The sequence below is a fragment of the Malaciobacter sp. genome (genome assembly GCF_055140965.1).
On the sequence record NZ_JBSRRO010000041.1, the window covers coordinates 1 to 25,321 of the forward strand.

32 protein-coding genes, 1 tRNA gene and 1 pseudogene are annotated in these 25,321 nt (G+C 25.5%); 10 read left to right on the forward strand and 24 right to left on the reverse strand.

Translation table 11 applies throughout. The features are described from left to right. Positions 1-240 precede the first annotated feature (240 nt). On the reverse strand, positions 241-1,152 hold the full coding sequence (locus ACTCCZ_RS10910; RefSeq protein ID WP_079580188.1) for a class I SAM-dependent methyltransferase: 912 nt from the start codon (positions 1,150-1,152) through the stop codon (positions 241-243). After that, entirely contained in the window at positions 1,152-1,640 is a 489-nt protein-coding gene (locus ACTCCZ_RS10915) for a GreA/GreB family elongation factor (protein WP_079580189.1), read from the reverse strand. Before ACTCCZ_RS10915 ends, ACTCCZ_RS10910 begins: the two co-directional genes overlap by 1 nt. 82 nt (positions 1,641-1,722) lie before the next feature. On the opposite strand from ACTCCZ_RS10915, the gene ACTCCZ_RS10920 reads away from it, so the two are divergent. After that, a complete protein-coding gene (locus tag ACTCCZ_RS10920; RefSeq protein ID WP_079580190.1) occupies positions 1,723-2,322 on the forward strand; it encodes a hypothetical protein in 600 nt (199 codons plus the stop codon). Positions 2,323-2,331: 9 nt separating this feature from the next. After that, a complete protein-coding gene (locus ACTCCZ_RS10925) occupies positions 2,332-2,730 on the forward strand; it encodes a DUF2391 family protein (protein ID WP_079580191.1) in 399 nt (132 codons plus the stop codon). A gap of 4 nt (positions 2,731-2,734) precedes the next feature. On the opposite strand, the gene ACTCCZ_RS10930 is transcribed toward ACTCCZ_RS10925, so the two are convergent. Both ACTCCZ_RS10930 and ACTCCZ_RS10935 read right to left on the reverse strand, forming a co-directional pair. Beyond that, the gene (locus ACTCCZ_RS10930; RefSeq protein ID WP_079580192.1) at positions 2,735-4,276 is read right to left on the reverse strand and encodes a SulP family inorganic anion transporter; all 1,542 of its coding nucleotides are present in this window, start codon (positions 4,274-4,276) and stop codon (positions 2,735-2,737) included. 16 nt (positions 4,277-4,292) lie between these two features. Then, a complete protein-coding gene (locus tag ACTCCZ_RS10935; protein WP_079580193.1) occupies positions 4,293-4,745 on the reverse strand; it encodes a hypothetical protein in 453 nt (150 codons plus the stop codon). A gap of 76 nt (positions 4,746-4,821) precedes the next feature. Here ACTCCZ_RS10935 and ACTCCZ_RS10940 point away from each other — a divergent pair, with 76 nt between their 5' ends. After that, on the forward strand, positions 4,822-6,189 hold the full coding sequence (locus tag ACTCCZ_RS10940; protein ID WP_079580194.1) for a dihydrolipoyl dehydrogenase family protein: 1,368 nt from the start codon (positions 4,822-4,824) through the stop codon (positions 6,187-6,189). 14 nt (positions 6,190-6,203) lie between these two features. Here ACTCCZ_RS10940 and ACTCCZ_RS10945 read toward each other — a convergent pair whose 3' ends face one another. The 3 genes from ACTCCZ_RS10945 to ACTCCZ_RS10955 all read right to left on the reverse strand — a co-directional run bounded on the left by ACTCCZ_RS10945 (position 6,204) and on the right by ACTCCZ_RS10955 (position 8,206). Continuing rightward, positions 6,204-6,782 carry a superoxide dismutase gene (locus ACTCCZ_RS10945; protein WP_079580195.1) on the reverse strand — a complete coding sequence of 193 codons (579 nt, stop codon included), beginning with the start codon at positions 6,780-6,782 and terminating at the stop codon, positions 6,204-6,206. A 134-nt stretch (positions 6,783-6,916) separates the two neighbouring features. Continuing rightward, positions 6,917-7,573: a class I SAM-dependent methyltransferase gene (locus ACTCCZ_RS10950; protein WP_079580196.1), complete on the reverse strand. Its 657-nt coding sequence runs from the start codon at positions 7,571-7,573 to the stop codon at positions 6,917-6,919. Between the two features lie 156 nt (positions 7,574-7,729). Continuing rightward, a complete protein-coding gene (locus ACTCCZ_RS10955) occupies positions 7,730-8,206 on the reverse strand; it encodes a ribonuclease HI (RefSeq protein WP_079580197.1) in 477 nt (158 codons plus the stop codon). 111 nt (positions 8,207-8,317) lie between these two features. On the opposite strand from ACTCCZ_RS10955, the gene sfsA reads away from it, so the two are divergent. The 3 genes from sfsA to ACTCCZ_RS10970 all read left to right on the forward strand — a co-directional run bounded on the left by sfsA (position 8,318) and on the right by ACTCCZ_RS10970 (position 10,273). Beyond that, the gene (sfsA, locus tag ACTCCZ_RS10960; protein WP_079580198.1) at positions 8,318-9,016 is read left to right on the forward strand and encodes a DNA/RNA nuclease SfsA; all 699 of its coding nucleotides are present in this window, start codon (positions 8,318-8,320) and stop codon (positions 9,014-9,016) included. Between the two features lie 61 nt (positions 9,017-9,077). Next, complete coding sequence (locus tag ACTCCZ_RS10965; protein WP_079580199.1) at positions 9,078-9,992, forward strand: hypothetical protein; 915 nt, start codon at positions 9,078-9,080, stop codon at positions 9,990-9,992. Between the two features lie 95 nt (positions 9,993-10,087). After that, positions 10,088-10,273: a YgaP family membrane protein gene (locus ACTCCZ_RS10970; protein ID WP_079580200.1), complete on the forward strand. Its 186-nt coding sequence runs from the start codon at positions 10,088-10,090 to the stop codon at positions 10,271-10,273. Positions 10,274-10,281: 8 nt separating this feature from the next. On the opposite strand, the pseudogene ACTCCZ_RS10975 reads toward ACTCCZ_RS10970, so the two are convergent. Both ACTCCZ_RS10975 and hrpB read right to left on the reverse strand, forming a co-directional pair. Continuing rightward, positions 10,282-11,366: pseudogene (locus ACTCCZ_RS10975) on the reverse strand (PQQ-dependent sugar dehydrogenase). A gap of 93 nt (positions 11,367-11,459) precedes the next feature. Beyond that, positions 11,460-13,901 carry an ATP-dependent helicase HrpB gene (hrpB, locus tag ACTCCZ_RS10980; RefSeq protein ID WP_079580201.1) on the reverse strand — a complete coding sequence of 814 codons (2,442 nt, stop codon included), beginning with the start codon at positions 13,899-13,901 and terminating at the stop codon, positions 11,460-11,462. A 58-nt stretch (positions 13,902-13,959) separates the two neighbouring features. On the opposite strand from hrpB, the gene ACTCCZ_RS10985 reads away from it, so the two are divergent. Then, the gene (locus tag ACTCCZ_RS10985) at positions 13,960-14,244 is read left to right on the forward strand and encodes a peptidylprolyl isomerase (RefSeq protein ID WP_079580202.1); all 285 of its coding nucleotides are present in this window, start codon (positions 13,960-13,962) and stop codon (positions 14,242-14,244) included. A 26-nt stretch (positions 14,245-14,270) separates the two neighbouring features. Here the strand turns inward: ACTCCZ_RS10985 and ACTCCZ_RS10990 are convergent. From ACTCCZ_RS10990 to ACTCCZ_RS11005, 4 genes are all read right to left on the reverse strand, one after another. Next, positions 14,271-14,347, reverse strand: a tRNA-Met gene (locus ACTCCZ_RS10990). Between the two features lie 90 nt (positions 14,348-14,437). Further along, positions 14,438-14,887, reverse strand: coding sequence for a hypothetical protein (locus tag ACTCCZ_RS10995; protein WP_079580203.1), 450 nt, complete (start codon positions 14,885-14,887; stop codon positions 14,438-14,440). Positions 14,888-14,892: 5 nt separating this feature from the next. Beyond that, the gene (locus tag ACTCCZ_RS11000) at positions 14,893-15,393 is read right to left on the reverse strand and encodes a hypothetical protein (protein ID WP_079580204.1); all 501 of its coding nucleotides are present in this window, start codon (positions 15,391-15,393) and stop codon (positions 14,893-14,895) included. A gap of 42 nt (positions 15,394-15,435) precedes the next feature. Continuing rightward, entirely contained in the window at positions 15,436-16,290 is an 855-nt protein-coding gene (locus ACTCCZ_RS11005) for a universal stress protein (RefSeq protein WP_159445753.1), read from the reverse strand. A 180-nt stretch (positions 16,291-16,470) separates the two neighbouring features. Here ACTCCZ_RS11005 and ACTCCZ_RS11010 point away from each other — a divergent pair, with 180 nt between their 5' ends. Further along, entirely contained in the window at positions 16,471-17,154 is a 684-nt protein-coding gene (locus tag ACTCCZ_RS11010) for a lysophospholipid acyltransferase family protein (RefSeq protein WP_079580206.1), read from the forward strand. Here ACTCCZ_RS11010 and ACTCCZ_RS11015 read toward each other — a convergent pair. Then, positions 17,146-17,856, reverse strand: coding sequence for an alpha/beta fold hydrolase (locus ACTCCZ_RS11015; protein WP_079580207.1), 711 nt, complete (start codon positions 17,854-17,856; stop codon positions 17,146-17,148). The genes ACTCCZ_RS11010 and ACTCCZ_RS11015 overlap by 9 nt on opposite strands. Positions 17,857-17,868: 12 nt before the next feature. Continuing rightward, a complete protein-coding gene (locus tag ACTCCZ_RS11020; RefSeq protein WP_196778296.1) occupies positions 17,869-18,180 on the reverse strand; it encodes a DUF6172 family protein in 312 nt (103 codons plus the stop codon). Positions 18,181-18,299: 119 nt separating this feature from the next. On the opposite strand from ACTCCZ_RS11020, the gene ACTCCZ_RS11025 reads away from it, so the two are divergent. Further along, positions 18,300-18,584, forward strand: a complete 285-nt coding sequence (locus ACTCCZ_RS11025) for a DUF3144 domain-containing protein (RefSeq protein WP_079580209.1) — start codon at positions 18,300-18,302, stop codon at positions 18,582-18,584. A 40-nt stretch (positions 18,585-18,624) separates the two neighbouring features. Here ACTCCZ_RS11025 and ACTCCZ_RS11030 read toward each other — a convergent pair whose 3' ends face one another. Next, positions 18,625-19,191, reverse strand: coding sequence for a pentapeptide repeat-containing protein (locus ACTCCZ_RS11030; RefSeq protein WP_079580210.1), 567 nt, complete (start codon positions 19,189-19,191; stop codon positions 18,625-18,627). A gap of 49 nt (positions 19,192-19,240) precedes the next feature. Then, positions 19,241-19,393 carry a hypothetical protein gene (locus tag ACTCCZ_RS11035; RefSeq protein ID WP_165375116.1) on the reverse strand — a complete coding sequence of 51 codons (153 nt, stop codon included), beginning with the start codon at positions 19,391-19,393 and terminating at the stop codon, positions 19,241-19,243. A 286-nt stretch (positions 19,394-19,679) separates the two neighbouring features. On the opposite strand from ACTCCZ_RS11035, the gene ACTCCZ_RS11040 reads away from it, so the two are divergent. Continuing rightward, positions 19,680-19,898, forward strand: coding sequence for a cold-shock protein (locus ACTCCZ_RS11040; protein WP_079580211.1), 219 nt, complete (start codon positions 19,680-19,682; stop codon positions 19,896-19,898). Between the two features lie 40 nt (positions 19,899-19,938). On the opposite strand, the gene ACTCCZ_RS11045 is transcribed toward ACTCCZ_RS11040, so the two are convergent. The 7 genes from ACTCCZ_RS11045 to ACTCCZ_RS11075 all read right to left on the reverse strand — a co-directional run bounded on the left by ACTCCZ_RS11045 (position 19,939) and on the right by ACTCCZ_RS11075 (position 24,927). Continuing rightward, complete coding sequence (locus tag ACTCCZ_RS11045) at positions 19,939-20,406, reverse strand: HAD family hydrolase (RefSeq protein WP_079580212.1); 468 nt, start codon at positions 20,404-20,406, stop codon at positions 19,939-19,941. Beyond that, complete coding sequence (locus ACTCCZ_RS11050) at positions 20,403-21,290, reverse strand: DMT family transporter (RefSeq protein ID WP_228145356.1); 888 nt, start codon at positions 21,288-21,290, stop codon at positions 20,403-20,405. Before ACTCCZ_RS11050 ends, ACTCCZ_RS11045 begins: the two co-directional genes overlap by 4 nt. A gap of 6 nt (positions 21,291-21,296) precedes the next feature. Continuing rightward, positions 21,297-22,526: a DEAD/DEAH box helicase gene (locus ACTCCZ_RS11055; RefSeq protein WP_079580213.1), complete on the reverse strand. Its 1,230-nt coding sequence runs from the start codon at positions 22,524-22,526 to the stop codon at positions 21,297-21,299. A gap of 19 nt (positions 22,527-22,545) precedes the next feature. Continuing rightward, positions 22,546-23,121 (reverse strand): pseudouridine synthase, encoded by a 576-nt coding sequence (locus tag ACTCCZ_RS11060; protein WP_079580214.1) that lies wholly within the window; start codon positions 23,119-23,121, stop codon positions 22,546-22,548. Positions 23,122-23,330: 209 nt separating this feature from the next. Further along, entirely contained in the window at positions 23,331-23,621 is a 291-nt protein-coding gene (locus ACTCCZ_RS11065) for a YrhK family protein (protein WP_079580215.1), read from the reverse strand. A 64-nt stretch (positions 23,622-23,685) separates the two neighbouring features. Further along, on the reverse strand, positions 23,686-24,210 hold the full coding sequence (locus ACTCCZ_RS11070) for a DUF7691 family protein (protein ID WP_079580216.1): 525 nt from the start codon (positions 24,208-24,210) through the stop codon (positions 23,686-23,688). A gap of 138 nt (positions 24,211-24,348) precedes the next feature. Continuing rightward, complete coding sequence (locus ACTCCZ_RS11075) at positions 24,349-24,927, reverse strand: hypothetical protein (RefSeq protein WP_079580217.1); 579 nt, start codon at positions 24,925-24,927, stop codon at positions 24,349-24,351. Between the last annotated feature and the right edge of the window lie 394 nt (positions 24,928-25,321).

Below are 25,321 nucleotides of genomic sequence, written 5' to 3' on the forward strand. Positions count from 1 at the left end.
AAGTTGGTAAAACAATATTTAACTTTACCAAAGTCTAAATAACTATCAGATTACTACTCTTATTTGATCTAGTAACTTGATAAATTTATTATACGAGGATTTAAGATGATTAAAGCAGCTTTGTCTTTTGTTGCAATTAGTGTAATGTTTTTTATTTATACAAGTGTAACAATATTAAAAGAGTGTATAAATCCAAATACTAATATAGCCTCATAATGCTATGGGGCTACAAATATAATTTTATGATTTTTCAAATATCATATTTTTTAAACTTTTTTCTTTCTCTTTTGAAATAAACTCTTCTAAATTATCTAATCTTCTTACATATTTAAACTCAGCCGCAAACTTTTCAAATAAGCTTTTTATAAAATCTGTATCTAATTCTGGAGCATTTAAACAGCTTAAAATTATGCATTTTTCAGAAGCTAAAGAGTCTAATCTTTTAATTATTTTTTCATAATCCTTTGTTGCAGCAAAACTTCCTTTTTGAAAAGAAGGTGGATCTATAATTATAAGATCATAAGGTCCAAATTTTTTTATTTTTCCCCATGATTTTAGTATATTATGTGGTAAAAATTTTACTTTTTTTGTATCATGATTATTTATTTGGTGATTTAGACGCCCAGTATTTAATGCATTTTTTGCCATATCAATATTGATAACTTCTTTTGCTTCACCTTTAATTGCACACACACTAAAAGAGCATGTATAAGAAAAAAGATTTAATACTTTTTTATCTTTTGCATTTTCATATACAAATTGACGACCTTTTTTCATATCTGCAAAAAATCCAATATTTTTATTTGAAAAATTAATACTATATTTTAAACCATTTTCAATTGCATAATTATCTTTTCTTAAAACTCCTTTTAAAACTTCATTTTCACCATTATTTAAATATCTTCTTTGTAAAACCAATGTTTTAAAATTGTATTTTTCATATATTTTTTCTAAAAAATCAATAATCTCTTTTTCAATATCTTTATTTATTTTTTCAAAAATTGTTGCAAATAAAATATCATCAATACTATCTATTGTTAAATAGTTAAAATCTTCATAAAAATTACCTCTTCCATGAAATAATCTTTTATACTCATGCGTTTTATTTTTTAAACTTTCATCTATTATCTTTTCTAAACTTGATATATTCATCAATCTACTTTAAAATTATATTTTTTAATATCTAAAATCTCATATACAAAAGTCTCATTATTTATTATAAATTCAAACTCTTCATTTTTTGATTTATTTAAAAGAGTTTTGCCTAAAGGAGACTTATTTGAAATCATATTTACATTTGGATTTGTTTCATATGTTCCTACAATAATATACATTTTTTCTTCATTTGTATCTAAATTAAGTATTGTAACTTGTGAACCGAAATTTACTTTTTCATGGGAAAGTTGTTCTGTTTTTATAGCTTCAGTATTTTTTATGATTTTATCTAAAAATCTAAGCCTTTTATCAATATTTCTTATTTGTTCTTTTGCACTTATATACTCTGCATTTTCACTTCTATCTCCAAATTGTGCAGCTATTTCTTTTTCTTTTACCCAATATGGCTTTTCTATTTTTAGAAGATTGTTAAACTCATCTAAAAACTTTTTAAACCCCATTTGTGTTATTAACTCTTTTCTCATTTTTTTATTGTATCTAAAGATCTTTAAATAACTTATAGTTAAGCTATTTAAAGCTATGATAATCAAATTTAAAAGGTAAGATATGTCAAACAATAGCAGAATAAATGAAATCTATACAAAGATTAAAAGTTTAGAAGAAGACTTAAAAAAAGAGTATGAAAAAAATAAAAAAAAGTTTTATTTTGACAAAAATTTTAATAAAAAATTTCAATTTGATAGAGAGTATATAAATGAATACAAAAGTAAAGTTATAAACTCATTTAAATATTTATGGAGAGAAAGAATAAGTATTATTCTTACAATTCCTATAATTTGGTCAGTTTTAATTCCTGCTTTTTTACTTGATATTATTGTTTCTTTATATCAAGCAATATGCTTTCCAATTTATAGAATTCCTAAAGTAAATAGAAAAGAGTATATAATAATAGATAGATACAACCTTTTTTATCTAAATAAAATCCAACAAATAAACTGTCTATATTGTGAATATTTCAATGGTCTAATGGGCTATGTTAGAGAAGTTGCTGGAAGAACAGAACAATATTGGTGTCCTATTAAACATGCAGATAAAACAAAAGATACACACTCAAGATATAACAAGTTTTTTGATTATGGTGATGCAAAATCATTTCAAGAAGAGATTGATATTGTAAGAGAAGATTTTGATGATGTGAAAAAATAAAGGTTAAATTTGAGAAACTTAAGATTTAATACAGAAGATATTTCACAGTTAATAATTGGTGCATTTGCATTATGTGTGCCAATATCTTTTTCACAAGAAGCATGGGATATAGCCCAAACTCTTCCTACTTTAAACTTAAGCTTACTTGTAATACTAACTGTCTTTTTTTTAAGTGTTTATACATATGGAAGTATTTTTCAAACAAATATTAAATCAAGGGTTTTTATATTTTTATTTAGAATCTTCATAGCTTATTTTATAACTATCTTAGTTGTAAGTTTAACACTGTTTGCACTTAACAAACTACCACTATTTACAGACACCCTACTTGCTATAAAACGAATAATCGTAATCTCAATGCCAGCCTCAATTGGCGCTATTATAGTAGATGGCTTAGATAAAGAGTAAACTCTTAATCTAAAGCCTCTTTTACTGTTTTATAAATAGGGATATCTTTAAAAATCTCTCTTTTATCTACAGTTTGTATTTTATCAATATGTCTTTGTTTTAAAACTAGACAAATTTCTATATTTAAATCTTTAAGTTTCAAAATCAGCTCTTCTAGTGTAAAAATTGCAGAGATGTCCATAAAAGGAACATTTGTGCAGTTTATAATTAATTTTTCAGTATCCAATAATTTATTTATTTCTTCTTCAAAAAAAGATGCAGAACCAAAGAAAAAAGCACCATTTATATCTAAAACTCTTACTTTTTCATTTCCTTTTTCTTCTGAAAAGACCTCTTTTTCAAAGGAGATATTTAATTTAGCCTCTTTTGAAATTCTATATACTATTAAAAGTGAAGCTAAAGTAATACCTACACCAACTGCCATTATTAAGTCAACAAAAACAGTTAATAAAAAAACTATTATCATAACTATCATATCATTTCTAGGTGCATACTTTGCAACTTTTAAAAACTTATAATCTAAAATATCAAGTCCTACTTTCATCAAAATACCTGCTAATACAGCTAATGGAATTTGTGAAGCAATAGGAGCTAAAAAGAGTACAATTAATACAAGAACTAAAGCATGAATTATCCCTGATAATTTTGTTCTTCCACCACTTTTTACATTAACAACAGTTCTCATAGTAGCACCAGCTCCTGGTATTCCACCAACAAAAGCTACAAGGGTATTTCCAATTCCTTGCCCTATTAACTCTTTATTAGAACTATGTTTAGTTTTAGTAATTGAGTCTGCAACCAATGATGTTAATAAAGTATCAATTGTTCCTAAAAGCGCTAAAGTAATTGCTAAAAGAATTATATCTTTAGATTTTGAAAATTCAAAAACTGGCATTGTAAACTCTGGTAAGCTAGTTGGAATCTCACCTATTGTTTTTACATCAAAACTAAAAAATACACTAATTATTGTCATAGTAGTTAATGCTAAAAGTGCAGGAGGCACTAAACTTGCAATTTTTTTTGGAGTTATAATCATAATTAACAAAGTAAAAAAAGACAATATCAATGCTTCAAAGCTTAAGTTCGTAAAAGTTGATGATAATTCATATATAGTTTTTAACACAGAACTTTCAGAATCAACTCCTAAAAAAGGATTAATTTGTAAAATTATAATAATAACTCCAATTCCACTCATAAATCCAGAAATCACAGGATAAGGAATATATCTTACAAATTTTCCTATTTTTAAAACTCCAAATAGAATCTGAAAAAGACCTGCAAGAAGCACAACACTCATTACTGCATTAATGTCATTATGAAACATTGCAATAGCACTTGCAACAACAACTGTCATTGGACCAGTAGGTCCAGATATTTGAGAAGAAGTACCACCAAATAAAGAAGCGAAAAAACCTAATATTATTGCTCCATATAGTCCAGCAACTGCACCAGCACCACTTGCCACACCAAAGGCTAAAGCTAAAGGTAATGCAATAATTGCAGCTGTTAAACCACCAAAAAAGTCGCCTTTTAAATTTGACAACATTTTACTCCTTTATAATTCAATTAAAAGATAATAATAAGTTCATCTTATCTATCTTTGCATTTAGTGTACTCCTTTTTTGCTTATAAAATATTTTATCTTCTATGATATATTTATCTATAAATAAGTTATACTTATATATTTTATCTTTAAACTTAATCCATATTTTTTTATCATTATATAAAATAAAAATTACTCTTTTTTGTTTTAATCTTATGAATTTATTCTTTTTCTTTTCAAAACCTAAAGTTAATTTATATAAATTATTATCTATTTTTTTACTTTTAATCTTCTCAAGCTTATATTTTCCATCTGCAAAACCACCTAATGCATTGACTTTTAAAATACCTTTTTCTATTTTAAAAGGTATGTGATTTTTAAACTCTTTTAACTCACTTTCATTAAAAGCTGAAATTTGTGTAGCTAAAAGTAAATTTATCATCAAAAGAAGTAAAACTAATGTTTTTTTCACGTTGAAATCCTTTTTATTTGTTAGAATTATTTTAATAGATATTTGTGGAAAAATAGTTTTTAAAAAAGGATACGATATGCAAAATTTTGATTTGATAATAATTGGAGCAGGAAGAGCTAGTAATATTGCTGCAAAAGCTGGAAAACTAGGTAAAAAAGTAGCATTAATAGAAAAATTAACTCTTGGAGGTACATGTCCAAATAGAGGTTGCGTTCCCTCAAAACTTCTAATAGGCTATGCCCAAAAAATTAGAGAAATAAAAGAATCAAAAAAGCACTTTATTAGAGCAATAATAGATAATATAGACCAAGAAGAGATATTTAAACGCACAAATGAGTATATTTACAGTGTTGAAGAAAATTATAAAAAGAAATTAAATGATAATGTAACTATATTCAAAGGTGAAGGAAGCTTTTTAGATAATAAAATAGTAAAAGTAAACAACACAAAACTAACTGCACCTAAAATAATAATTGCAACAGGAACAAGACCAACAAAAGTTCCTTTTGAAAATGCATGGACAAGTGATGATATTTTTCCTTTGATAAAAGAGATACCTGATTCTATAACAATAGTTGGAGGTGGTTTTATAGCTTGTGAATTAGCAAACTTTTTTGATGCAATTGGAGTAGAAACAACGCAATTAGTAAGAGGTGATACTCTTTTAGAAAATGAAGATGAAGAAATAAGTGAAATTTTCAAAGAACAATACTGCAAAAATGTAAATGTAAAATTTAATATATCTATTAAAAATGCATTATATAAAAACAACTCTTTTGAAATAGAGTTAGATAATGATGAAACATATAAAAATGATGCTTTACTTTTTGCAATAGGAAGAGTTTCAAATGCTGATACTTTAAAACTTGAAAATACTAATATAAAATTAAATGAAAAAGGTTTTATTAAAAGAGATGAGTTTTTTCAAACTGATGTTGAAGGTGTTTATGTAGTAGGTGATGCAAGTGGAGAGCATATGCTTCAACACGCTGCTGCATTTGAAATGAATCACCTATTTAAAATGTTATTTGAAGATGAAAAAGAGCCTTTAAAATTCAAATACATGCCCCATGCTGTATTTAGTCATCCAGAAGTTGCAAGTGTTGGATTAACAGAAAAAAAAGCAAAAGAACAAAATATAAAATATGTTACATCAACTACAAGTTGGCTTGCAAGTGCAAAAGCTCAAGCACTAAAAATCAAATATCCAAGAACTAAATTTATTCTAAATCCAGATACATATGAAATTTTGGGTTGTCATCTAATTGGATATGAAAGTGCTACTATGATACATCAAGTTTTAGCAATAATGCATCTTCAAAATGATATTAGAAATTTAAAGGAGATGTTATATATTCACCCTGCTTTAAGTGAAGCATTACTTCCAGCAGCTGTACAAGCAGTAAAAGCAATACATGAATATAAAGAGTCAAAGAAGATATGACTCTTTATAAGTAATTATTTAGTTAGATTTTGTGCAACAAAATCCCAGTTTACTAGTTTCCAAAAGTTTTCTAAGTATGCTGGTCTTGCGTTTCTACAGTCGATGTAGTATGCATGTTCCCAAACATCACATGTTAATAATGGTGTTAAACCTTCAGTAATTGGAGTTTGTGCATTTGAAGTAGAAATAATACTTAATTTTCCAGCTTCATCTTTAACTAACCAAGCCCAACCTGAACCAAAGTGAGTTACTGCTTTATTTGTAAATTCTGTTTTAAACTCTTCTACTGAACCAAAATTTGCAACTATTGCATCTTCTAACTCTTTTGAGATTGATGTCTCATTTGGAGTTAATCCATTCCAGAAGAAATCATGATTAAATACTTGAGCAGCATTATTAAAAACTCCACCTTCAGAATCTTTGATAATATCAACTAAAGAAGAGTCTTCATGTTTACTACCAGCAATAAGTTCGTTTAATTTGTTTACATATGTTTGATGGTGTTTCCCATAATGGAATTCTAAAGTCTCTTTTGACATTAATGGTTCTAATGCATCTTTCTCATAAGGTAAAGTCATTAATTCATGTTTCATTTTGTTATCCTTTTGTAAATTATTGTTTTGATAAGTAAAGAATACTCCTATTTGATTGAAAGAATTATTATACAAAGAAACTAATTTTTATTTTAAGACAATTTTTGTCCTATATAGTAACTTTTAGTAATAAATTATCTATTTAAATATAGGATTTTACCTTTAAAAGCTTTTGGTAAATAATCTGTTATTGGTTTTTCATTTCTTGAAGAAAAACCAAATGTTTCCATTTTTCTACAAAATGCATTATGATTTCCCCTTGCAGGATCTATAATAATTATTTCACATTTTTCATTTGCATAAAGTTCAATAAAAGATGAAAGTAAATTTACATGGGTTCTTTCATATAAAACATCACTTCCTATAATAACATCAAATTTTTCAACAATTGATACCTTATCATCCCAACTAGCTTGAAAGTATGGAATATCTTTTTTACTATTTAATAAGCTATTATATTTTAAAAAACTTGCTACTTCTGGGTGATAATCTGTTGCTGTTATATTTGCACCTCTTAAATTTAAAACCATACTTGCCAAAGCAAGACCACAACCTAGTTCTAAAATACGCTTACCTTCTATTTCATAAGTTAACATTAAATTGGCCAGTACTTCCCCAGCCTCCCATAAAATACCAAAGATTGGCCACTGTGCAGAAGAAATTCCAAGTTTTTGTGCAATATCATCTTTATCAAAAAATTGTTGTTTATCTTTTAAAGTTTTTAAGTGAATATCTAAAGTACCAATTTCAATGGTTTGATACTTTACTCTATAGTTATTTTCTTGAGACATATAATACCTTAATGATTTATTATTGAAATCTTTAAATTATGGTATTAAAAGTAGATTGTACTAGTTCAGACTAAGTCTTTTTGGTAGAATTATATTTATAAAACCAATTTTTTTAAATTGGTATAATTATAACCAAAATATAAAATAATAACAATATTATAAAATTATTTCATTTCTTAGTTTTGCTCTTGATTCTTTATCAACTAAAAAAAAGCAATCATCTATTTCATCTTTTGTCGATGCTTTTTTATGTCCTTTTACTTTTATAATTTCAAAATCATATTTATCATAAAGTAAAAAAAACTCTTTGTAAAGTTCTTCGTTTTTAACTTTTTTACCTGTTTTTGTGGTGTAATTACTATTTTGTAACTTTTCTCTTCTATTTAGTAGTGATAAAATATTTTGACAGTCTGTATAAACTATAAATTTTTCACTACAATCAATTTGCTTTACAGCCCAAATAAATGTTTGAACTTCTAATTTTGTAGAAGAAGTGTCTTCAAATTTTTTTGTAAATATTTTTTGTTCTTTGCAAGTGTTTAATTCTTTGCAAAAAAGATATGCCCCAAAACCAATATTTTTTTGAGGATTGACACTTCCATCTACAAATAGTTTATATATTATTTTTTCCATAAACGAAGTATATCACTAATTTTTCTTATATTTACTTTTTATAGATGTTTTTAATTACTTTAGATATAAATAAGTAAATTTATATAAAATAAGAAAAACAAAAGGCAAGTTATGAAATTTGATAAATTATATGAGGGAAAATTAATAAAAAGATATAAAAGATTTTTAGCAGATATTAAATTAGATACAGGAGAAGAGATAACTGCACATGTTCCAAATAGTGGTGCTATGACTTCTTGTATTGAACAGGACTGTCCAGTTTGGGTTACTTACCATGACAATCCAAAAAGAAAATTAAAATATACATTAGAACTTACACAAATGGAAAATAATTTAATATGTACAAATACAACAGTTGCAAATAAAATAGCAATTGAAGCAATAAATAATGGAAAAATAAAAGAACTTCAAGGTTATGATAGCTTAAAACCAGAACAAAAATATGGTAAAAACAGTAGAATTGATATACTTTTAGAAAATGACCATGATAATAAAAAGTGCTATGTAGAAATAAAAAGCGTAAGCTTAAAACTTGATGATACATTGGCTTTTCCAGATGCAGTTACAAGTAGAGGAACAAAACATTTAAATGAATTAAGAGATATGGTAAAAGAAGGTCATAGAGCTGTAATGTTATATGTTATTCAAAGAACAGATGATAAAGAGTTTAAAATTGCAAAAGAGATTGATCCTAAATATTATGAAACTTTTCAAGAAGTTATACAAGAAGGAGTTGAAGTAATTGTTTATCAATCATCTATATCAAAAAAAGAGATAAATATAACAAAAAGTAAAATGTTAAGTAATTAAACTTTTTTAATATTGATTTTAAAGTATAATACATAATAAATATAAAGCGTGGAATAATAAAATGAATATTTTAAAAAATTTATTTACAGATTTAGAAAATTTATTAAATTTATTAAATAATTTTGATTATAGTAAGTTGATATTATTAGTAGTAACATTACTGGTGATTTATATAATTCATATCATCTTTTTAAATCGATATCACAAAAGTAAAATAAATAAAACCAAAATAGAATTAAAAAAAATAAATTTAGAAGCAACACTAAATTTGAAAAGACAAAATTTACTTAAAGTATATATGATACTGTTTTTATTGAGTTCATTTATTATTATATCTCAAAATAATTTAACTGTTATAGTACCTGTATTATCGGCATTAATACTAATTTTACTTTTTTCAATAAAAGAGCAATTAAACAATATATTTTTAGGTTTAGCTTATAAATCATCTGTTTTAACAACTATATATGAGGGGATGGAATTTTATTTTAAGGATACACCAAATGAAATATGCAAGATAACAAAAGTTAATCTATTTAAAACAATATATAAAAATCAAAAAACAGGTCAATTACTTTCACTTGAAAATAAAACATTAAATGAATCAGAAATTATCCATAAAGTAATCATAGATTTAGATTATATTGAGTTTAAATACATTGTAAGCAATGATTTTGATTTTGACCAATATGTAAAACAAACAAGAAAAAAACTAAAAGAGTATGTAAATACTGTAGATGTAGATTTTAAAACTTTAAGACAAACCATATTATCTTTAAAATCAAAGTACAATACAACTCCTTTTTTAAAACCAATTTACACAATAGATATAAACTATAATACAAAAGAAGATGTAATAATCAAAATAAAACTATCTACATATAAATATGATTATGAAAATTATTTAGATGATTTTTTAAAATTTAGACCTAAACAAATATACAAAAATAAAAATGAATTAGAAAAAAATATATAAGCAAAAATAAAATCTATTAAATAAGTTTTTCTTATCAAATTTACTTAATAATACATAAGATATAATTATATTAACTTTATAACAAAGGATAATATATGAATATCTATGAAAAGATTAGAGGAATATGTAGACCAATAAGAATTATAGTAGGAGTAGTACTAATTACTATTGGAGTTATTATTCAAAATCCTTGGTTTTTCTTAGGTGTAATACCTCTATTAGCAGGAGTTATAAACTTCTGTCCTTTATGTAGTATCACTAAAAAGTGCTCAATTAAATAAGTAAATAGTTAAAGAGTTTTCTCTTTAACTTCTACTATTTTATATATATTTCCACTATCAGTTGCAAAATATATATTTCCAGAAATATCTTCTGTTACTACTCTTATTCTTTCATTTAGTTTACTAAAAACTCTTTTTTCATCTATTGGCTTAAGATTTTCATCTAATCTTATAATATTTATATGAGTTAGTTTTAATGCTGTAGAAATTAATGCACCTTTTAAACTTTTGTATTTTTTTCCACTATAAACTATTAGTGAACTTGGTGCAATTGAAGGAGTATAATGTTTAATAGGATCAATCAAGCCTTTTTCTTGAGTTTTACCTACACTAATAGGAGCCCAATACTCTTTTCCCAAAGATACTCTTGGCCATCCATAATTTTGTGCTTTTTTAATTATGTTTATTTCATCTCCACCTCTTGGACCATGTTCATTTGAAAAAAGGATTTTTGTATTTTTATCATAAAAAAGCCCTTGAGGATTCCTATGCCCATAACTATAAATCTCTTTTAAAATATCTTTATTGTAAAAAAAAGGATTAGTTTTGGCACTGTACCATCTAAATTCAATCTTATAATAGATCCTGCATGATTGCTTAAGGTTTGAGCATTATCTCTTTCTCCCCTATCTCCAACGCTAAAATAGATATGATGTTCATCAAAAGTTATTCTACTTCCAAAATGTCTTGTAGTATTTGTTGCACTTTTAGTAACTAAAATATCTTCTATATTAACAAGTTTTTCATTTATTAATTTTGCTTTTGCAAGTGTAGTCACACCCATATTATCTATATTTTTAACATATGTAAAAAATATTGTATTATCATTTTTAAAATTTAAAGAGGCTTTTACATCAAGTAACCCAGCCTGTCCTTTTTCATATACATCTAACTTTTTAATATATTTCAAGGTATTACTATTTGTATCTAAAACAGCAAAAAAACCATTTTTAAAACTGACTATTGCTTTACTCTTATCATAAAAATCCATTCCCCAAATTATGCTTTTTGCTTCAACTATTTTCGAAGCTTTAAAAGAAGCAAATAAATTACTTGCAAGAATAATCATAACAAAAAATATTGTCTTCTTCATTTTTATTCCTTATATTTTATAGAAAATTAAAACTTTTATATTTTAACAATAATACATTAAATAACTTATAAATTTATAAACTAAGTATTGATACTATTTCATCATCTTTTTTGTTTTATTTGTAGCTTGTGCTTCATAAGGGTTTTGTGGCCAATAGTGCTTCTTGTATTTACCACGAAGCTCTTTTCTTACCTCATCATAAGAGTTTTCCCAAAAACTTTTCAAATCATAAGTAATTTGTATTGGTCTTTGAGCAGGAGTTAATAACTCAATTTGTAAAGCAAGTTTATTATTTAAAACTTTTGGTGTTTCATATACTCCAAATATCTCTTGTATTTTTATACTTAATTTTGCAACTTCAATATTTGAGTAATCTATTTTTATCTTTGAACCACTTGGTGCTTCAAAAAAGACAGGTACTAACTCATCTAAACTTTGTTGTTGTTGCCAAGATAAAAGATTAAGTAGTATATTATATAAATCCAATTTCTTTAACTGCTCTATTGTTTTTATATTATTTAAATATATACCTAACCACTCATCTAAACTATCTAATAAATGTTTTTTTTCAAAAGAAGGAAACTTTAGACTTTTATCATGATAGTTTATAAAATCAACTCTTTGTTTTAATAAAAGAGATTTCTTATCCCAATTTAATAGCTCTAAACCTTCATCTTTAATAATTTTTATTATCAATTCATTTAAGTTTGAATCATCTAATTTACAAGGTTTCAAATCTAATTGTAAATTTAAAAAACTAATCTCTTCTCTTGATATAATTTTATTATTTTGTTTATCAAAACTTACTTTTTGTTCTTTTTTTATATGTGAACTAAAATACGCTTTTATATGTTTAAACTCAATTTTTAAAGCTTGATTTATAAAAGAGTCTTTTGCTTTAGCATTTATATTAACTACAACTAAAAAAACTTCATTAAACAAATAGCTATCTTTATGAAGTTTTGCACCTTTACTATTACTAAGCTTGTATCTTGTATCATTTTCTTCTCTTAATTTTGCTAATCTATCAGGATAAGCATATAAAGCTAATACGCCCAAAAGTTCATAAGAGAATTTCTCTTTTTTAATAAACTCAAATTTTTTTAATTTTATAAAGTATTGTCTTGCCTCTTTTAAAAGTATTGAGTTTTTATCTTTTTCATAACAATCTATAAAAGTAGATAAGATATCGCCTTGTAAACTATTTGCATTTAAAATTGATGCTAAAATACAAGCTTCATAAGCAAATCCAAGCTCATTTGCTTTTAAAATCATATAGGCAAATCTAGGATGAATTCCCAAACTTATGGCTTTTTTACCAAAAGTTGTAATTTTATACTCTTTATCAATCATATTTAGACTTATTAAAAGCTCTTTTGCATGTAAAATAGATGTCTCATTTGGTATATCTAACCAATTTAAATCATCAAAACTGTCTATTTGCCATAATGAAAGCTCCAAAAGAGTTTGTGTTAAATCTACTCTTAAAATCTCTGGTTTTGATGTTTTTTCTAAAAGTTTTGACTCATGCCACAACTTATAACAAACTCCATCTTCTAACCTTCCAGCTCTACCTTGCCTTTGAATAGATGATTCATAAGAAATAAAACTTAAGTTCAAATGGTTCATACCATTTGAACTATCATATTTTGAAACCTTTTCTAGTCCTGTATCAATTACTACATTAACTCCTTTTATAGTTAAAGAGGTTTGTGCAATATTTGTTGAGAGTATTACTTTTCTTTTACTTTGTTCTTGTATTGCATCATCTTGTTGCTTTTTATCAAGATTTGAATACAAAGGCAATACTAAGATATCTTCACTTATATTTAAACTACTTCTTACTTCATTTATCTGTTTTACACCAGCTAAAAAAACTAAAATATCTTTTTTACTATCTCTTAAAGCTTTATAAATAGTATCAACTACCAAAGAAGTATCACTATAACTTGGTTGTTTTACATCAGGATTTAAATATATACTTTTTACTTCATAATTTTTTGCAATTGAAGTTATTATAGGTGCATCTAAAAAATTAGATAACTTTTTGCTATTTAATGTTGCAGACATTATTAAAAGCTTCAAATCATCTCTTAAATAATCTTTTATTTGTAAAGAAAAAGCCAATGACAAATCTGTATAAATACTTCTTTCATGAAACTCATCAAAAATTATTAAACCAATATCATCAATACTTTGATTTGCTTGTATTTTTCTAATCAAAATAGCTTCTGTTAGAACTAATATTTTTGTTTGTTTAGAAACACAACTATCAAGTTTAATCTCATAGCCTACTGTTTGCCCTACTTTTTCACCTAGATTTTGTGCTAATTTATTTGCAATAACTCTTGCAGCTACTCGTCTTGGTTCTAAAACTATGATTTTTTTATTTTTTAAAAAAGTTTCATTTAAAAGTTCTGTAGGAACAACTGTACTTTTACCTGCACCCGTTGTTGCTTGTAAAATAACTGTTTTATTTGTTCTTAGCTTTGATTTTAAATCATCTAAGATTTCATATATTGGTAGTTTATTCATTCATATAATTATACTTAAAAAATCTTTTAGCTACTATTTACTTTGAAAAGGATTTTATATGGCAAAACAAGCAACAGCAAGACATATTTTAGTAAATACTGAAAAGTTAGCAAAAAAGATACAAAAAGAGATAAATAATAAAGAAATAAGTTTTGAAAAAGCTGCAAAAAAGTTTTCAAAATGTCCATCAGGCAAAAAAGGTGGTGAACTTGGAATGTTTAAAAAAGGTGATATGGTAAAAGAGTTTGATGATGTTGTATTTAGTAAAGATTTAAATAAAATACATGGACCGGTTAAGACTCAATTTGGATTTCACTTAATAGAAATAACGGGAAGAATTTGATTTAAATTTTAAGTAAGTTTTTTGATTGGTTGCGGAAACAAGATTTGAACTTGTGACCTTCGGGTTATGAGCCCGACGAGCTACCTGACTGCTCTATTCCGCGTTAAGTTGAATGCAGATTATAGTCACATAAACTTAAAGGGAACAAAAATATAAGAGTTTAAAAAAAGAATTTGAAAATTCTTTAAACTCTTTAGTTCTCAAGCTTTAAACAATCTTGTTTATTTACAGTATAACTAAATAAAGGTCTATATTCTGTATCTGTGTAATAATATTTTAACACTAAGCCTTTATTTACAATCATATGATTTAAAAAGTCCACTCTACATACTATTTTTGAATCTTGATCAAACATAACAGTTTTAAAATATTCTGATTTATTTTCCCATTTACCTTTCATCATTTCATGATTTAAATCAATACTTTTAAAATAAGTTACACTATTTTCTAAAGCTATAACTTTAGTAACTGTTGTGATTGCATCAATCTTAATTGGAACAGCACTTGCAGTTTTATTTGCTAAGATTCTAGCAAACTTTTCTACAGACATTGCTTTTATTTTTTCTTTTAACTCTTCTTCATTATTATTCATTCCTGCGTTTAAAGATAAAAGTAATAACATACTTAAAATTAATGATTTCATTGATTTTACCTTTTAATAATATTTAAAGCAGACTCTTTTATTTCATCTGCTATTTTTTCTGTAATTAACTCTTCCCAATATGTAACTCTATGTTTTAATTCATCATCAAAATGTAACTGCATTTTTGCATCAAAAAAAGCATCATTCATTATTTTTTCTTTATATGAAGTATGAACTTTCTCTTTATTAGTTAAATCATCATTTTTTTCAATAAAGTCTTTTAAACAATGCAAAAAAGCATTTACTTTTATATTATCTTCAAATATGATTTCAAACTCATCATCATTATAAAAAGAGTCAATAAGCTCTATCATTACATTTAAGATATTTTCAACATCAATATCAAGTTGCAGTTGCTTTAACTTCTTTTCTATCTCATTTTTATCAAAACAAGTCTCTTTAACCAAAACCCCAAGTGCCATTTGATAATAGATTTGATATTTTGCTATTGTTAAAATCAAATCTTTTTTTAAAAATTTTTTATTAATTAGTTCTATTTTTTCCATAACAAAATTGTAGTCAATAATATGTTGATTTTTGCTTATGACTTATTTTGTAAGTGGAACGTAAACTAACACATCAGAAGAGACAGATTTCATCAAAAAAGAACTTTTAGAACCAAACAACATAGAACTTGCTGTTTTAACTCCTCTTGAACCTAATATAACTAGATCTTTATCTTCTTTGTTTGCATATGAAAGTAAAGCTTCATTATATGAACCTGACTCTTCTAAGACTTCAATATCATTTATACAAATATCTTTTTTAAACTTATCAATTTCTTTTTCTTTTTGTTTTTTTGCTTCTTTAATCAAAAAGTCAGTTTGGTCATTTATTTTATAAAAATCCAAGGCAAACTCACTTATTTTTTTAGAAGCATGCACAAGCTTTATATCCAAATCTTTAAAAAACTTTTGTGTAAATCTTATACTTTTTTTAGATACTTTAGATAAATCAGTAAATGCAATTGCACTACTATACTTTTCTATAAACATATTTTTTACTATTAAAACTGGTAAATTACTTTTTTGTGCAATATTATGAGCATTTGAACCTAAAATTTTTGTTTTTAAATTCTCTTTTGAATATGCACCTATTATTATTAATTTTGCATCTAATTTTTTTGCTTCTTTTACAATAACAGTTGAGGGTGTTCCTTTTTTAACAATTAATTTAAAAGGCTTATTTTCTTTATTTAGTTTTTTAATACTCTCTTTTAATTTTCTTTTTGTTTGAAGTACTATATCTTTTTTCTCTTTTAATTTATTTATCCAAGGAATATCAATGCAATGAACAATATGCAATACTATATCTTTGTTTGCAAAGTCAAAAGCTCTTTTTAAAACCTCATTTGCCATGATTGAAGTATCAATAGCAACAACTACATTTTTCACTTTACTCATCTTATCCTCCATAAATTTCAATTCTAACTTAATTATACTCTTTTAGTATAAATAGATTATGAAAGGAAGGGCATTCTATAACTTTTGTATTTAAAATCAATCAAGTATTTAATACTAATCAAATTAAAAGTAAATTTATGATTTAATAATGAAAAAAATGAAAGGGATAGTTACAATATTTTGAATCTAAAAAAAATAAAAATGGCAATATATGCTATGTACTTAACCAATAAGTATGGAATAAAGCTAAAAAAAACTAAAACTTCTAAAGAAAAAATGGATTTAAGATTAAATTATTCAGAAGAACTTCTATCAAAACTAAATATTAAAGTACAAATAGAAAATAAACAGAAAATCCCAACTCAAGGACAATACTTATTGATTTCAAATCATAGAAGTATAATTGACCCTTTAATAATAGAACAAACTTTAAAAAATAGTGATATAAAAGGATATTGGGTTGCAAAAAAAGAGTTATATAACTCATCATTTTTTGGAACATTCACAAGAAATGCTGGTACAATTTTACTTGATAGAGAATCAAATAATATGTCTTCTTTCTTTAAAAAGACAAAAGAAGTAGTAAAAAATAATCACTCAATATTTATTTTTCCTGAGGGTACTAGAAATAAAGAAAATACTCCAATTAGTAGTTTTAAAGAAGGCTCAAGAATAATTGCTCTTAAGAATAGACTTGATATTTTGCCTGTTTATATAAAATCAAATGCAAATGATGTTTTAAAAGAAGCAATTGAAAAAAGAACAGAAAATTTAATTATTGAAATTAAAATAGGAGATATTATTAGCTATAAAGATAAAACTCCACTTGAAGAAAACTACAAAAAGCAGTTTAGTTTAGATTAAACTGCTTTTCATCCACTCTTTTATATGTTTTGTTAAAGTAAAAGGATCCTCTAAAGGAATATTATGGCTTGTGCCATCTCTTAAAATAACTCTTAGATGTTTCAAATTCATTTGCTCTAATTTTTCAATAGATTTATGATTTAAAAGTCTATCTTTTTTACTAAAAAAATAATAAATCAAAAAATTCAAATTTTTCAACTCTTTATGTAAATCTTTTCTATAAAAAGTACTTGTAAGCTGAGAAGTAAACTCATGTTCACCAAGCTTTGTAAACATATCAATCATAATATTGATTAACTCTTTGTCGTTTTTGTTTTTTTCTTCTACTAAAGATAATGCTTTTTCATAAGAGAGTGTAGAAAAACCTTTTTTTTCTATTTGAAGAAGTTTTTGTTTTCTTCTTTTTATTTCTATTTCATTTGTACCACTTGGTGTTCCAGCAACTATAAAAAGCCTATTTATGAAACTTGGATTTTTAATTGCAAAATATGTTGCAATATATCCTCCAAGAGAAAAACCCAAAAGATTTACTTTTTTTTCACTTTCAAATTTCTTTTTTAAAAACTCGTTCATTTTATCAAAATCTGTACTTGCAGGAATAGAAATATGAATTAACTCATACTCTTTTAATAAAGGAGTAATTCTTTGCCAAAGTCTTTCATCTGTCATAAGCCCAGGAATTAAATAAATCTTCTCTTTCATAAACAAAACTCTTTATTCTGTTTCAGTCTCTTCATTATTCTCTTTTTTTTCTTTATAACCATTTGTTGCGATAATCTCTAAATATAAAGTTTTTGCTTTTTTAATAGAAGCTTCATCAATTGCTTTTGTAATTTCTAAAAATTCAATCTCTTTTACTTCTTCATCATCAATTGCACTTTTACATTCAAACTTCCAAAAATCAACACCCTCAGGTAAAGTTTTCTTTTTTTCTCTTTTTATATACTTTCTAACTTCATGCTTTATTGCTTCTATAACTCTATCAGGATGCTTTTTTTCATCTTCTAATTTAAATACTTTTTTCATAGTTTCTCTTTGCTTAAATTTATCAATCATTTAATTAATATTTTTGTATTTTATCTAAATTTTGAACTATTTAAGTTAATTTTGCTAAAATCCAGAAAAATAAACTAAGGATATTAATCATGAATAATAAAGAAGCATTTGTACAAAGAGCTGATGAACACATAATCTTAGCAAATAATCAAATGAGTGAAAAGATGATAACTCCAGGAGAAGCTAGTGCTTCTTTTATGTATGGACTAGCAAGATTCAATGCATGGGTTGCAGCAACGGATTTTGATTCTGCACAAGATATGAAAAATGCTAAAGAAGAGATTATAGAGTACTTTACAAAAGAGTATAAAAATCTATTGGCACAACATATAGATGAGCATATTGATTCATTTGATTTTTCAAATAAAAAGTAAATAATATCCCAATTTGGGATATTTTACTATCTTTCAAATCTCATTTAATTTTTATAGGTAACAAACTTAAAAAACTCAATACTTCAGGAAGTGAAAACTCAGCTTTTTCTATACTATTTTGAGTAGGATCTATTAAGTAATTTTTTGAAGTTTGAAAATTTGCTTTATTTAAGTTGTTTTTATAAAAAGTGGTAAGTTCTAAATCACATCTTTCAAAAACAGTTTTTTCAAGATTGCACTCTTCAAACCCACTATCTTTAATGATTGAATCAACAAATTTCATTTTCTTTAAGTCAAGTAAATGAAAAGAGTTTTGAGAAATATTACAAGAAATAAAACTTATATCAAAAGGCTCTTCACAATTGCTCCAAGAAATACCAATAAGTTTAGACTTTTTAAAAGTTACATCATTAAAAGTAGAAGATTTTAAAATACAAAGAGATAAGTCACAACTAACAAATATACACTCTGTAAACTTGCAGTTGCTAATAGTAGCACTTGAAAAAGTACAGTTAATAAAAGTACAGTTATCAAAATAAATAGAGTTTAACTCTTTTGCTTTATAATCTTTAAACTCTTCTTCCCAATAATCATTGCTATCAAACATTATTCTCTTTTTATTTGAATTTTATCATTTTTAAAATAAAACTATAAAACTACTCTTTATCTTCTATACTTTCTATCTCTTCATTATTTTCTACATTTTCTGGATTATTTTTAGCTTGTTTCTTCTTAAGCTTCTCTTCTTTCTTTTTTTGTTTTTCTATCTCTCTTGCTCTTTTCTCATAGTTGTAATTTTTTTTCGCCATTTGCTTCCTTTGTTTTTTTTCATTTAATATTATTCAAAATAAATATTATCTTAAATATCTATTCAGTATAACAAAGCTAAATAAATTTCAAATTAATCTATTTTTATTGAAATTTAAGTTTATTTTAAGATTATAAGTGAAAAATTCATGTATACTGTTACCAACAAAAGATGGTTCGAGTTACATCTTTAGTCTGCGTTATATTGACAACTTATAGTTACAGTACAATCAATCTAAAAGAATTTCTCATATTATACTTTTAACACAAAACAACAAAGGAATTACAATGGCAACATTAGTAAACGGAACTGTAAAATGGTTCAATAGTGAAAAAGGTTTCGGTTTTATCGAACAAAAAGACGGCGGGAAAGATGTATTTGTACACTATAGTCAAATCAACACTAATGGATATGATAGAGCATCATTAAATGATGGTCAAGAAGTAACTTTTGAGTTAGGACAAGGTCAAAAAGGTCCTCAAGCAGAAAACGTTACAGGTCTATAAGACTTTTTAAGTAGCATTTTTTGCTACTTATATCTTACTTTTAATTTCTCAATGTGGCTATTAGCCTATTTTTATCATTTAAAAACCCAAAAACATCCAAAATAGATTTTACTAAAATATCAGAGTTTAACAATGTCTGTGTACATATACCCTCATCTTGCAAAATTGCAATACCTAAAATAGCCTCTTTTAACATCAATTTATCATTTCTTCCATTGCCAACACACAAAGCAGTATTTGAACCTAGTTCTTTTATAAACTTTTCTTTACTTATATCTTGTGAAGATTTTTCAATCTTGATAATTTTGCAATTTACTGATTTAAGCTCTTGCTCAACACTTCCATAAGTATCAGCAGTAATCACAAAAAAATTAAAATCATTTGAAAGTTTATTTATATTCTCTTTAACACCATCAATTAGTTTACCATCAATAGCAATCGTACCATTATAATCAAATACAATATTTTCAATCTCTATTTCTTGCTTTCCAGGAATATTTACTTTCATTTTTTACCTTTTTTACTAACTAAAATCCCACCTATTACAATAAGAATAATACCTAAAAATGTATATATATCAGGTAATGAATCACCTAACATAACCCCAAAACCAATAGCAAAAGGTATATTTGTATAACTTATCACACCAATAATACTAGCCTTACTTAAACTATATGCCCTAGTTAAAAACCATTGTGAAGCAGTAGAGATAATTGCCATAAAAAATATAAGTAACCAAATATAAATATCAGTGTAGACTTTAAATTCAACATATGAACTAAATAAAAAAAATCCAATTGGAATAATTATACCAACTCCCATAAAAGAAAGCATAATAACCCTTGCATCATAAATATCTTTGATTTTTTTTATAGTTGCATAAGCAGCAGCAGAGAAAAAACCTCCTAATACACCCATAATATGTTCAATTGATATTTCAACACCAAAAGGTTTCATAATAAATACAATTCCTAAAAAACCAATAATCAATGCAAAAAATGTATTAAGACCAATAGACTCTTTCATTAAATAATAAGCAAGAATAGTTACAAAAAAAGGTGATGTTTTATTTAGTACAACAGCTTCACCCAAAGGAATAGTTGCTATTGTATAAAAAAATAAAAGCATAGCTAAACTACCAAAAAAACCTCGTAAAAAAAGTAAGTGCAGTTTAGACTTATCTATTAAAACATTTACCTTTTTGAAACTATATAAAAGTATCAAAATTCCTAAGAAATTCCTATAAAATACTATCTCAATTGGATGCATACTATCAGATAATACTTTAGCTACTGCTCCATTTAGTGCTGAAATCAAAGCACTTAAAAGCATAAAAAGTACACCTTTATCTATCAATCTTATTTTTTGCAATATATTGTTTTTTTCACTCATATAGTTTTATTTAAGTCCTTGCTCTCTTAATTTATCTTTTTTACTTTTTCTTTTACCTTTAACAGGTTTGCTTCCTTTTTGCTTTGCACTTTTACTACTTTTAAACTCAAATCCCTCAATTTGCTCTTTTTTTATATCTAACTCATTTCTTTTTTCTATAAGTTTAAAATGATCTAAATTTTCATCATCTAAAAATGATATAGCAACTCCACTTTTTCCAGCTCTTGCTGTTCTTCCTATACGATGAATATAAGTTTGTGTGCTTCTTGGCAAATCGTAATTAATAACACAATCAATATCTTCTATATGCAATCCTCTTGAAGCTATATCAGTTGAAAACAAAATATTAATCTTTTTATTTTTGAACTCATCAAGAGTATAAATTCTCTCTTCTTGTGTCAAATCACCATGAAATGAGTCAGCTTCTAAACCATACTTTCTAAATTTTGCGGCTATGTTATCAGCTGCTCTTTTACTTGCCATAAATACTAATACTGATTTAAACTGATTTTGCTTTATTACTTGTCTTAATAATGCACTTTTATTCTCTTTATTTACCAAAATAGCTCTTTGTGTTATTTGCTCTACATATGATTTTGTATTTTCTATTTTTACATTTGTAGCTTTTGTAGTTATTTTTGAAGCAATATCTAGTACTTTTGGTGAATATGTCGCAGAAAACATAAGGTTTTGTCTTTGTTTTGCAATCACATTTAAAATAATATCAAGCTCTTCAGCAAAACCAAAATCCAACATTTTATCTGCTTCATCAAGTATGAAATATTCAATTTGTGATAAATCTATCTGTTTTTTATCAATAATATCAATTAATCTTCCAGAAGTTGCGACTACAATATCACACCCTTTTTGTATCTTTAAAAGTTGTTCACCAATTTTTTCTCCACCAATAACAGGAACTATTAAAGGTGTGTGTTTGAAAAATGAACTCATTGTTGAAAAAGTCTGTGCAACTTGTAAAGTAAGCTCTCTAGTAGGCGTTAAAACTAAAACCTTAATTTTTGATTTTTTAGATGTTATTTCATCTTTTAAAAGTTCTAATACAGGAATAACAAAACTAGCTGTTTTACCACTTCCTGTTTGAGCTTGTGCTAAGACATCAGCACCTTTTTTTACAAGAGGAATCACCTTTTCTTGTATTGGTGTTGGAGTAATATAACTATTTTTTTCTAATGCTTTATAAAGTTCTTGAGATAAAGTAAATACTTTAAATGACACATAATTTCCTTTTTGTTTCTTATAAATTTTTCATTAATGCTTTTTCTTCTTTTATAGAAAGAAAACGCCATTCACCACTTTTAATATCAAGCTTAAAATCACCAATACTTACTCTACTTAAACTTAAAACCTTCAATGAAGTTTTAAATTTTGGGTCTTTTAAACTTCCAAAAAGTCTACGAATATGACGATTTTTGCCCTCATCTATTTTTACTCTAAGTTTTGTTTTTGCTTTAGCCATACCTGTTTTTTCTACTTCTAAAGCTTTCAATAATCCATAAGGACTCTCTACACCTTTTATAGTTTTTAGAATATGCTCATGTGTTACATGACCTCTAACCCAAATCTCATAAACTTTAATACAATTTTTAGGTTTAGTCAATAAATTACCAATCTTTCCATCTCTTGTAAATAGCAAAAGCCCCTTTGATTCTAAATCAAGACGACCTATTGGCATCCAACCATCAGAAAAAACCCAATCAGGTAAAAGATCATAAACAGTTTTTCGTCCAAGATCATCAGATCGCGTAACAATATAACCTTTTGGTTTATTAAGTGCTAGTAGTTTTTTTGAATCATCTAGTTCTATATTCATTAGAATATTCCTTAATATTTTTAATAACTAATTAATAAAATAATGTTGGAATATCTATGAATTGAAAGATTCTTTTATCTAAAAATACTTACAAAAGTAAAATTTAAAAAATTAACATATTTAAAATTTATTATCAATATAATATTATATATTTAAAACTCTTAAATTAATGAAATATCTAATAGTATATTAGTGTATAACAGCTTATTTTAATTTTTATTATAGTTTTTATTATAATTTTTATTATAAATTTGAGCTACATGAATCAAACTTATTAATTTTATTAGAGGTTTTATGATTAATTGTGCACTACCTACTATAAATAGCCAAGTACCACTTTGCATAAGAGAATCATTTAAAAAGAAAAAACTACCTATTAAAAACCAAATTGCTATTAATAAATCATTTAGCGCACCCATTGCTTCATAACGACGCCAAATAACAATATGATGATTTCCAATATCTAAATCCAACTCTCTATTTTTTTTATAAAAAATCATAAAATACCTCCATAAAATATATTATATTATATGAAAAAGTCTAATATGAAGATAATAATAAAAATCAATATGCGAAAAACACTAAATCTTTCTTATTTTCTTTTGCAAAATCAAAAATATTGTTAACCTCATCCATATAATAATCTTCATTTGCATAAGATGGCTTAGTTAAAAATATCTCTCTTAGCTTTTCTAAATCTTCATAAGCAATACTATAATAATCTGCACCCTCAAAATCTTTATCTGCTGGAATTTGTAAAAAAGCTGTTCTTGGTGTATCACCAATAGCATCTTCTAAATAACACATAAACTCTTCATGCTCAATCAACTCTCCATATTTTTGGCAAAACAGCTCATATAAAGAGTTGTAAATCCAAACATTATCATCTTCACCATAAGGCTTAGCATTTACTATTAAATCTAACCTACTTTCAAAATCACTAGGATTTACATCAAAATCCTCTGATAACTCTTCAATCTCATCACAAAATTCACTCATAAAATCACTAATAAAATTCTTATCTTTACAAGCATATATCTCTTTAATCTTTTTTCTATCTACTGCATACGCAATAACTTCACTACTCATTTAATATCCTAAAATTAAGTTAAATATTTATCTTTTTATTATACAACTTTTAAATTTAAACTCTTAGCATACAATATTTGAATTTAGTTTATAATCAATATTCAAACTGTGTTTCTTTTTTAAAATAGTTTTATATTATTATGCCAACTTGTGAAATGCAATTACATCACAAAAGCCATTATTTTCTATAACTGGATCTGTTAATTCACTAATAGCAAAAAACTCACTAAGCTTTTTCTTGGCTATTTCAAGATTTTGTGTACTTGGAGAAATTATATCAGAGGGTATAAATATATTCTCAAAATTTAAAGTAGTTTCAATAATAAACTCTTGATTTGAATCTTCATAACCACAATAATCAAACAATACCACTCCCTTAAATTTAGCATTGATATTATCTTTATCAAATGGACTAAAACTTATCTTACTAATATCAACTGGCACATGCTGGCTATCAAGATAAATAGACCCATCAACATACCCATGTTCAGGATTTAAAGCAAACTCAATCTCTTTATTTTCTATATCCAAAAAAGAATTAAACTTCATCTTAATAAAATCAAGCTGGATACACGTATCTTCAAATTCACTTTGAAATTGGAACTCTTCTAAATCTATTCTAATTGATAAAAAAAGAGATAAAGGTAAATTTATATTCTCATTTTCAAATAAAAAAGCATTTATTTTTCCACCAATAGGGCATAATTTTATTGCCATTCTTTCTCCTTTTTATATGATACAAAGTATTAGAGTATAAGGGTCAGTTGATAATAATATTATAATTCTGTTTTGCTAATAATGCTTTCATTAATTGAAATGATGCTTTATGACAACTTTACAGTAATAAGTAGACAACACAAAAAGTTATCGTTATCATTTGACCCTATTTGCTATTTTTCTATTTTTTCGATTAAAACTTGAAAATCCCAAGCTTTTGGCTGAATGGGAAAAGAATAAACTTTACCTGGTTCTTCTTCTTCTTCTGCTTCCACTTTTAGTTTCCTGCCATCAGTGATCTGTCAACACTTTATAGGACACAAAATTTTCAATTTAACTAACCATTTCTAATCGTAACATTTTCTCTTCAAACTCAGTTGGTGACATATAATTA

What these genes read in the sequence shown, in the direction of transcription:
- ACTCCZ_RS10910 (WP_079580188.1), bottom strand. Translation starts at nt 1,152, where the DNA reads ATGAATATATCAAGTTTAGAAAAGATAATAGATGAAAGTTTAAAAAAT.
- ACTCCZ_RS10915 (WP_079580189.1), bottom strand. Translation starts at nt 1,640, where the DNA reads ATGAGAAAAGAGTTAATAACACAAATGGGGTTTAAAAAGTTTTTAGAT.
- ACTCCZ_RS10920 (WP_079580190.1), top strand. Translation starts at nt 1,723, where the DNA reads ATGTCAAACAATAGCAGAATAAATGAAATCTATACAAAGATTAAAAGT.
- ACTCCZ_RS10930 (WP_079580192.1), bottom strand. Translation starts at nt 4,276, where the DNA reads ATGTTGTCAAATTTAAAAGGCGACTTTTTTGGTGGTTTAACAGCTGCA.
- ACTCCZ_RS10940 (WP_079580194.1), top strand. Translation starts at nt 4,822, where the DNA reads ATGCAAAATTTTGATTTGATAATAATTGGAGCAGGAAGAGCTAGTAAT.
- ACTCCZ_RS10945 (WP_079580195.1), bottom strand. Translation starts at nt 6,782, where the DNA reads ATGAAACATGAATTAATGACTTTACCTTATGAGAAAGATGCATTAGAA.
- ACTCCZ_RS10950 (WP_079580196.1), bottom strand. Translation starts at nt 7,573, where the DNA reads ATGTCTCAAGAAAATAACTATAGAGTAAAGTATCAAACCATTGAAATT.
- ACTCCZ_RS10955 (WP_079580197.1), bottom strand. Translation starts at nt 8,206, where the DNA reads ATGGAAAAAATAATATATAAACTATTTGTAGATGGAAGTGTCAATCCT.
- sfsA (WP_079580198.1), top strand. Translation starts at nt 8,318, where the DNA reads ATGAAATTTGATAAATTATATGAGGGAAAATTAATAAAAAGATATAAA.
- ACTCCZ_RS10965 (WP_079580199.1), top strand. Translation starts at nt 9,078, where the DNA reads ATGAATATTTTAAAAAATTTATTTACAGATTTAGAAAATTTATTAAAT.
- ACTCCZ_RS10970 (WP_079580200.1), top strand. Translation starts at nt 10,088, where the DNA reads ATGAATATCTATGAAAAGATTAGAGGAATATGTAGACCAATAAGAATT.
- hrpB (WP_079580201.1), bottom strand. Translation starts at nt 13,901, where the DNA reads ATGAATAAACTACCAATATATGAAATCTTAGATGATTTAAAATCAAAG.
- ACTCCZ_RS10985 (WP_079580202.1), top strand. Translation starts at nt 13,960, where the DNA reads ATGGCAAAACAAGCAACAGCAAGACATATTTTAGTAAATACTGAAAAG.
- ACTCCZ_RS10995 (WP_079580203.1), bottom strand. Translation starts at nt 14,887, where the DNA reads ATGAAATCATTAATTTTAAGTATGTTATTACTTTTATCTTTAAACGCA.
- ACTCCZ_RS11000 (WP_079580204.1), bottom strand. Translation starts at nt 15,393, where the DNA reads ATGGAAAAAATAGAACTAATTAATAAAAAATTTTTAAAAAAAGATTTG.
- ACTCCZ_RS11005 (WP_159445753.1), bottom strand. Translation starts at nt 16,290, where the DNA reads ATGAGTAAAGTGAAAAATGTAGTTGTTGCTATTGATACTTCAATCATG.
- ACTCCZ_RS11015 (WP_079580207.1), bottom strand. Translation starts at nt 17,856, where the DNA reads ATGAAAGAGAAGATTTATTTAATTCCTGGGCTTATGACAGATGAAAGA.
- ACTCCZ_RS11020 (WP_196778296.1), bottom strand. Translation starts at nt 18,180, where the DNA reads ATGAAAAAAGTATTTAAATTAGAAGATGAAAAAAAGCATCCTGATAGA.
- ACTCCZ_RS11025 (WP_079580209.1), top strand. Translation starts at nt 18,300, where the DNA reads ATGAATAATAAAGAAGCATTTGTACAAAGAGCTGATGAACACATAATC.
- ACTCCZ_RS11030 (WP_079580210.1), bottom strand. Translation starts at nt 19,191, where the DNA reads ATGTTTGATAGCAATGATTATTGGGAAGAAGAGTTTAAAGATTATAAA.
- ACTCCZ_RS11035 (WP_165375116.1), bottom strand. Translation starts at nt 19,393, where the DNA reads ATGGCGAAAAAAAATTACAACTATGAGAAAAGAGCAAGAGAGATAGAA.
- ACTCCZ_RS11040 (WP_079580211.1), top strand. Translation starts at nt 19,680, where the DNA reads ATGGCAACATTAGTAAACGGAACTGTAAAATGGTTCAATAGTGAAAAA.
- ACTCCZ_RS11045 (WP_079580212.1), bottom strand. Translation starts at nt 20,406, where the DNA reads ATGAAAGTAAATATTCCTGGAAAGCAAGAAATAGAGATTGAAAATATT.
- ACTCCZ_RS11050 (WP_228145356.1), bottom strand. Translation starts at nt 21,290, where the DNA reads ATGAGTGAAAAAAACAATATATTGCAAAAAATAAGATTGATAGATAAA.
- ACTCCZ_RS11060 (WP_079580214.1), bottom strand. Translation starts at nt 23,121, where the DNA reads ATGAATATAGAACTAGATGATTCAAAAAAACTACTAGCACTTAATAAA.
- ACTCCZ_RS11065 (WP_079580215.1), bottom strand. Translation starts at nt 23,621, where the DNA reads ATGATTTTTTATAAAAAAAATAGAGAGTTGGATTTAGATATTGGAAAT.
- ACTCCZ_RS11070 (WP_079580216.1), bottom strand. Translation starts at nt 24,210, where the DNA reads ATGAGTAGTGAAGTTATTGCGTATGCAGTAGATAGAAAAAAGATTAAA.
- ACTCCZ_RS11075 (WP_079580217.1), bottom strand. Translation starts at nt 24,927, where the DNA reads ATGGCAATAAAATTATGCCCTATTGGTGGAAAAATAAATGCTTTTTTA.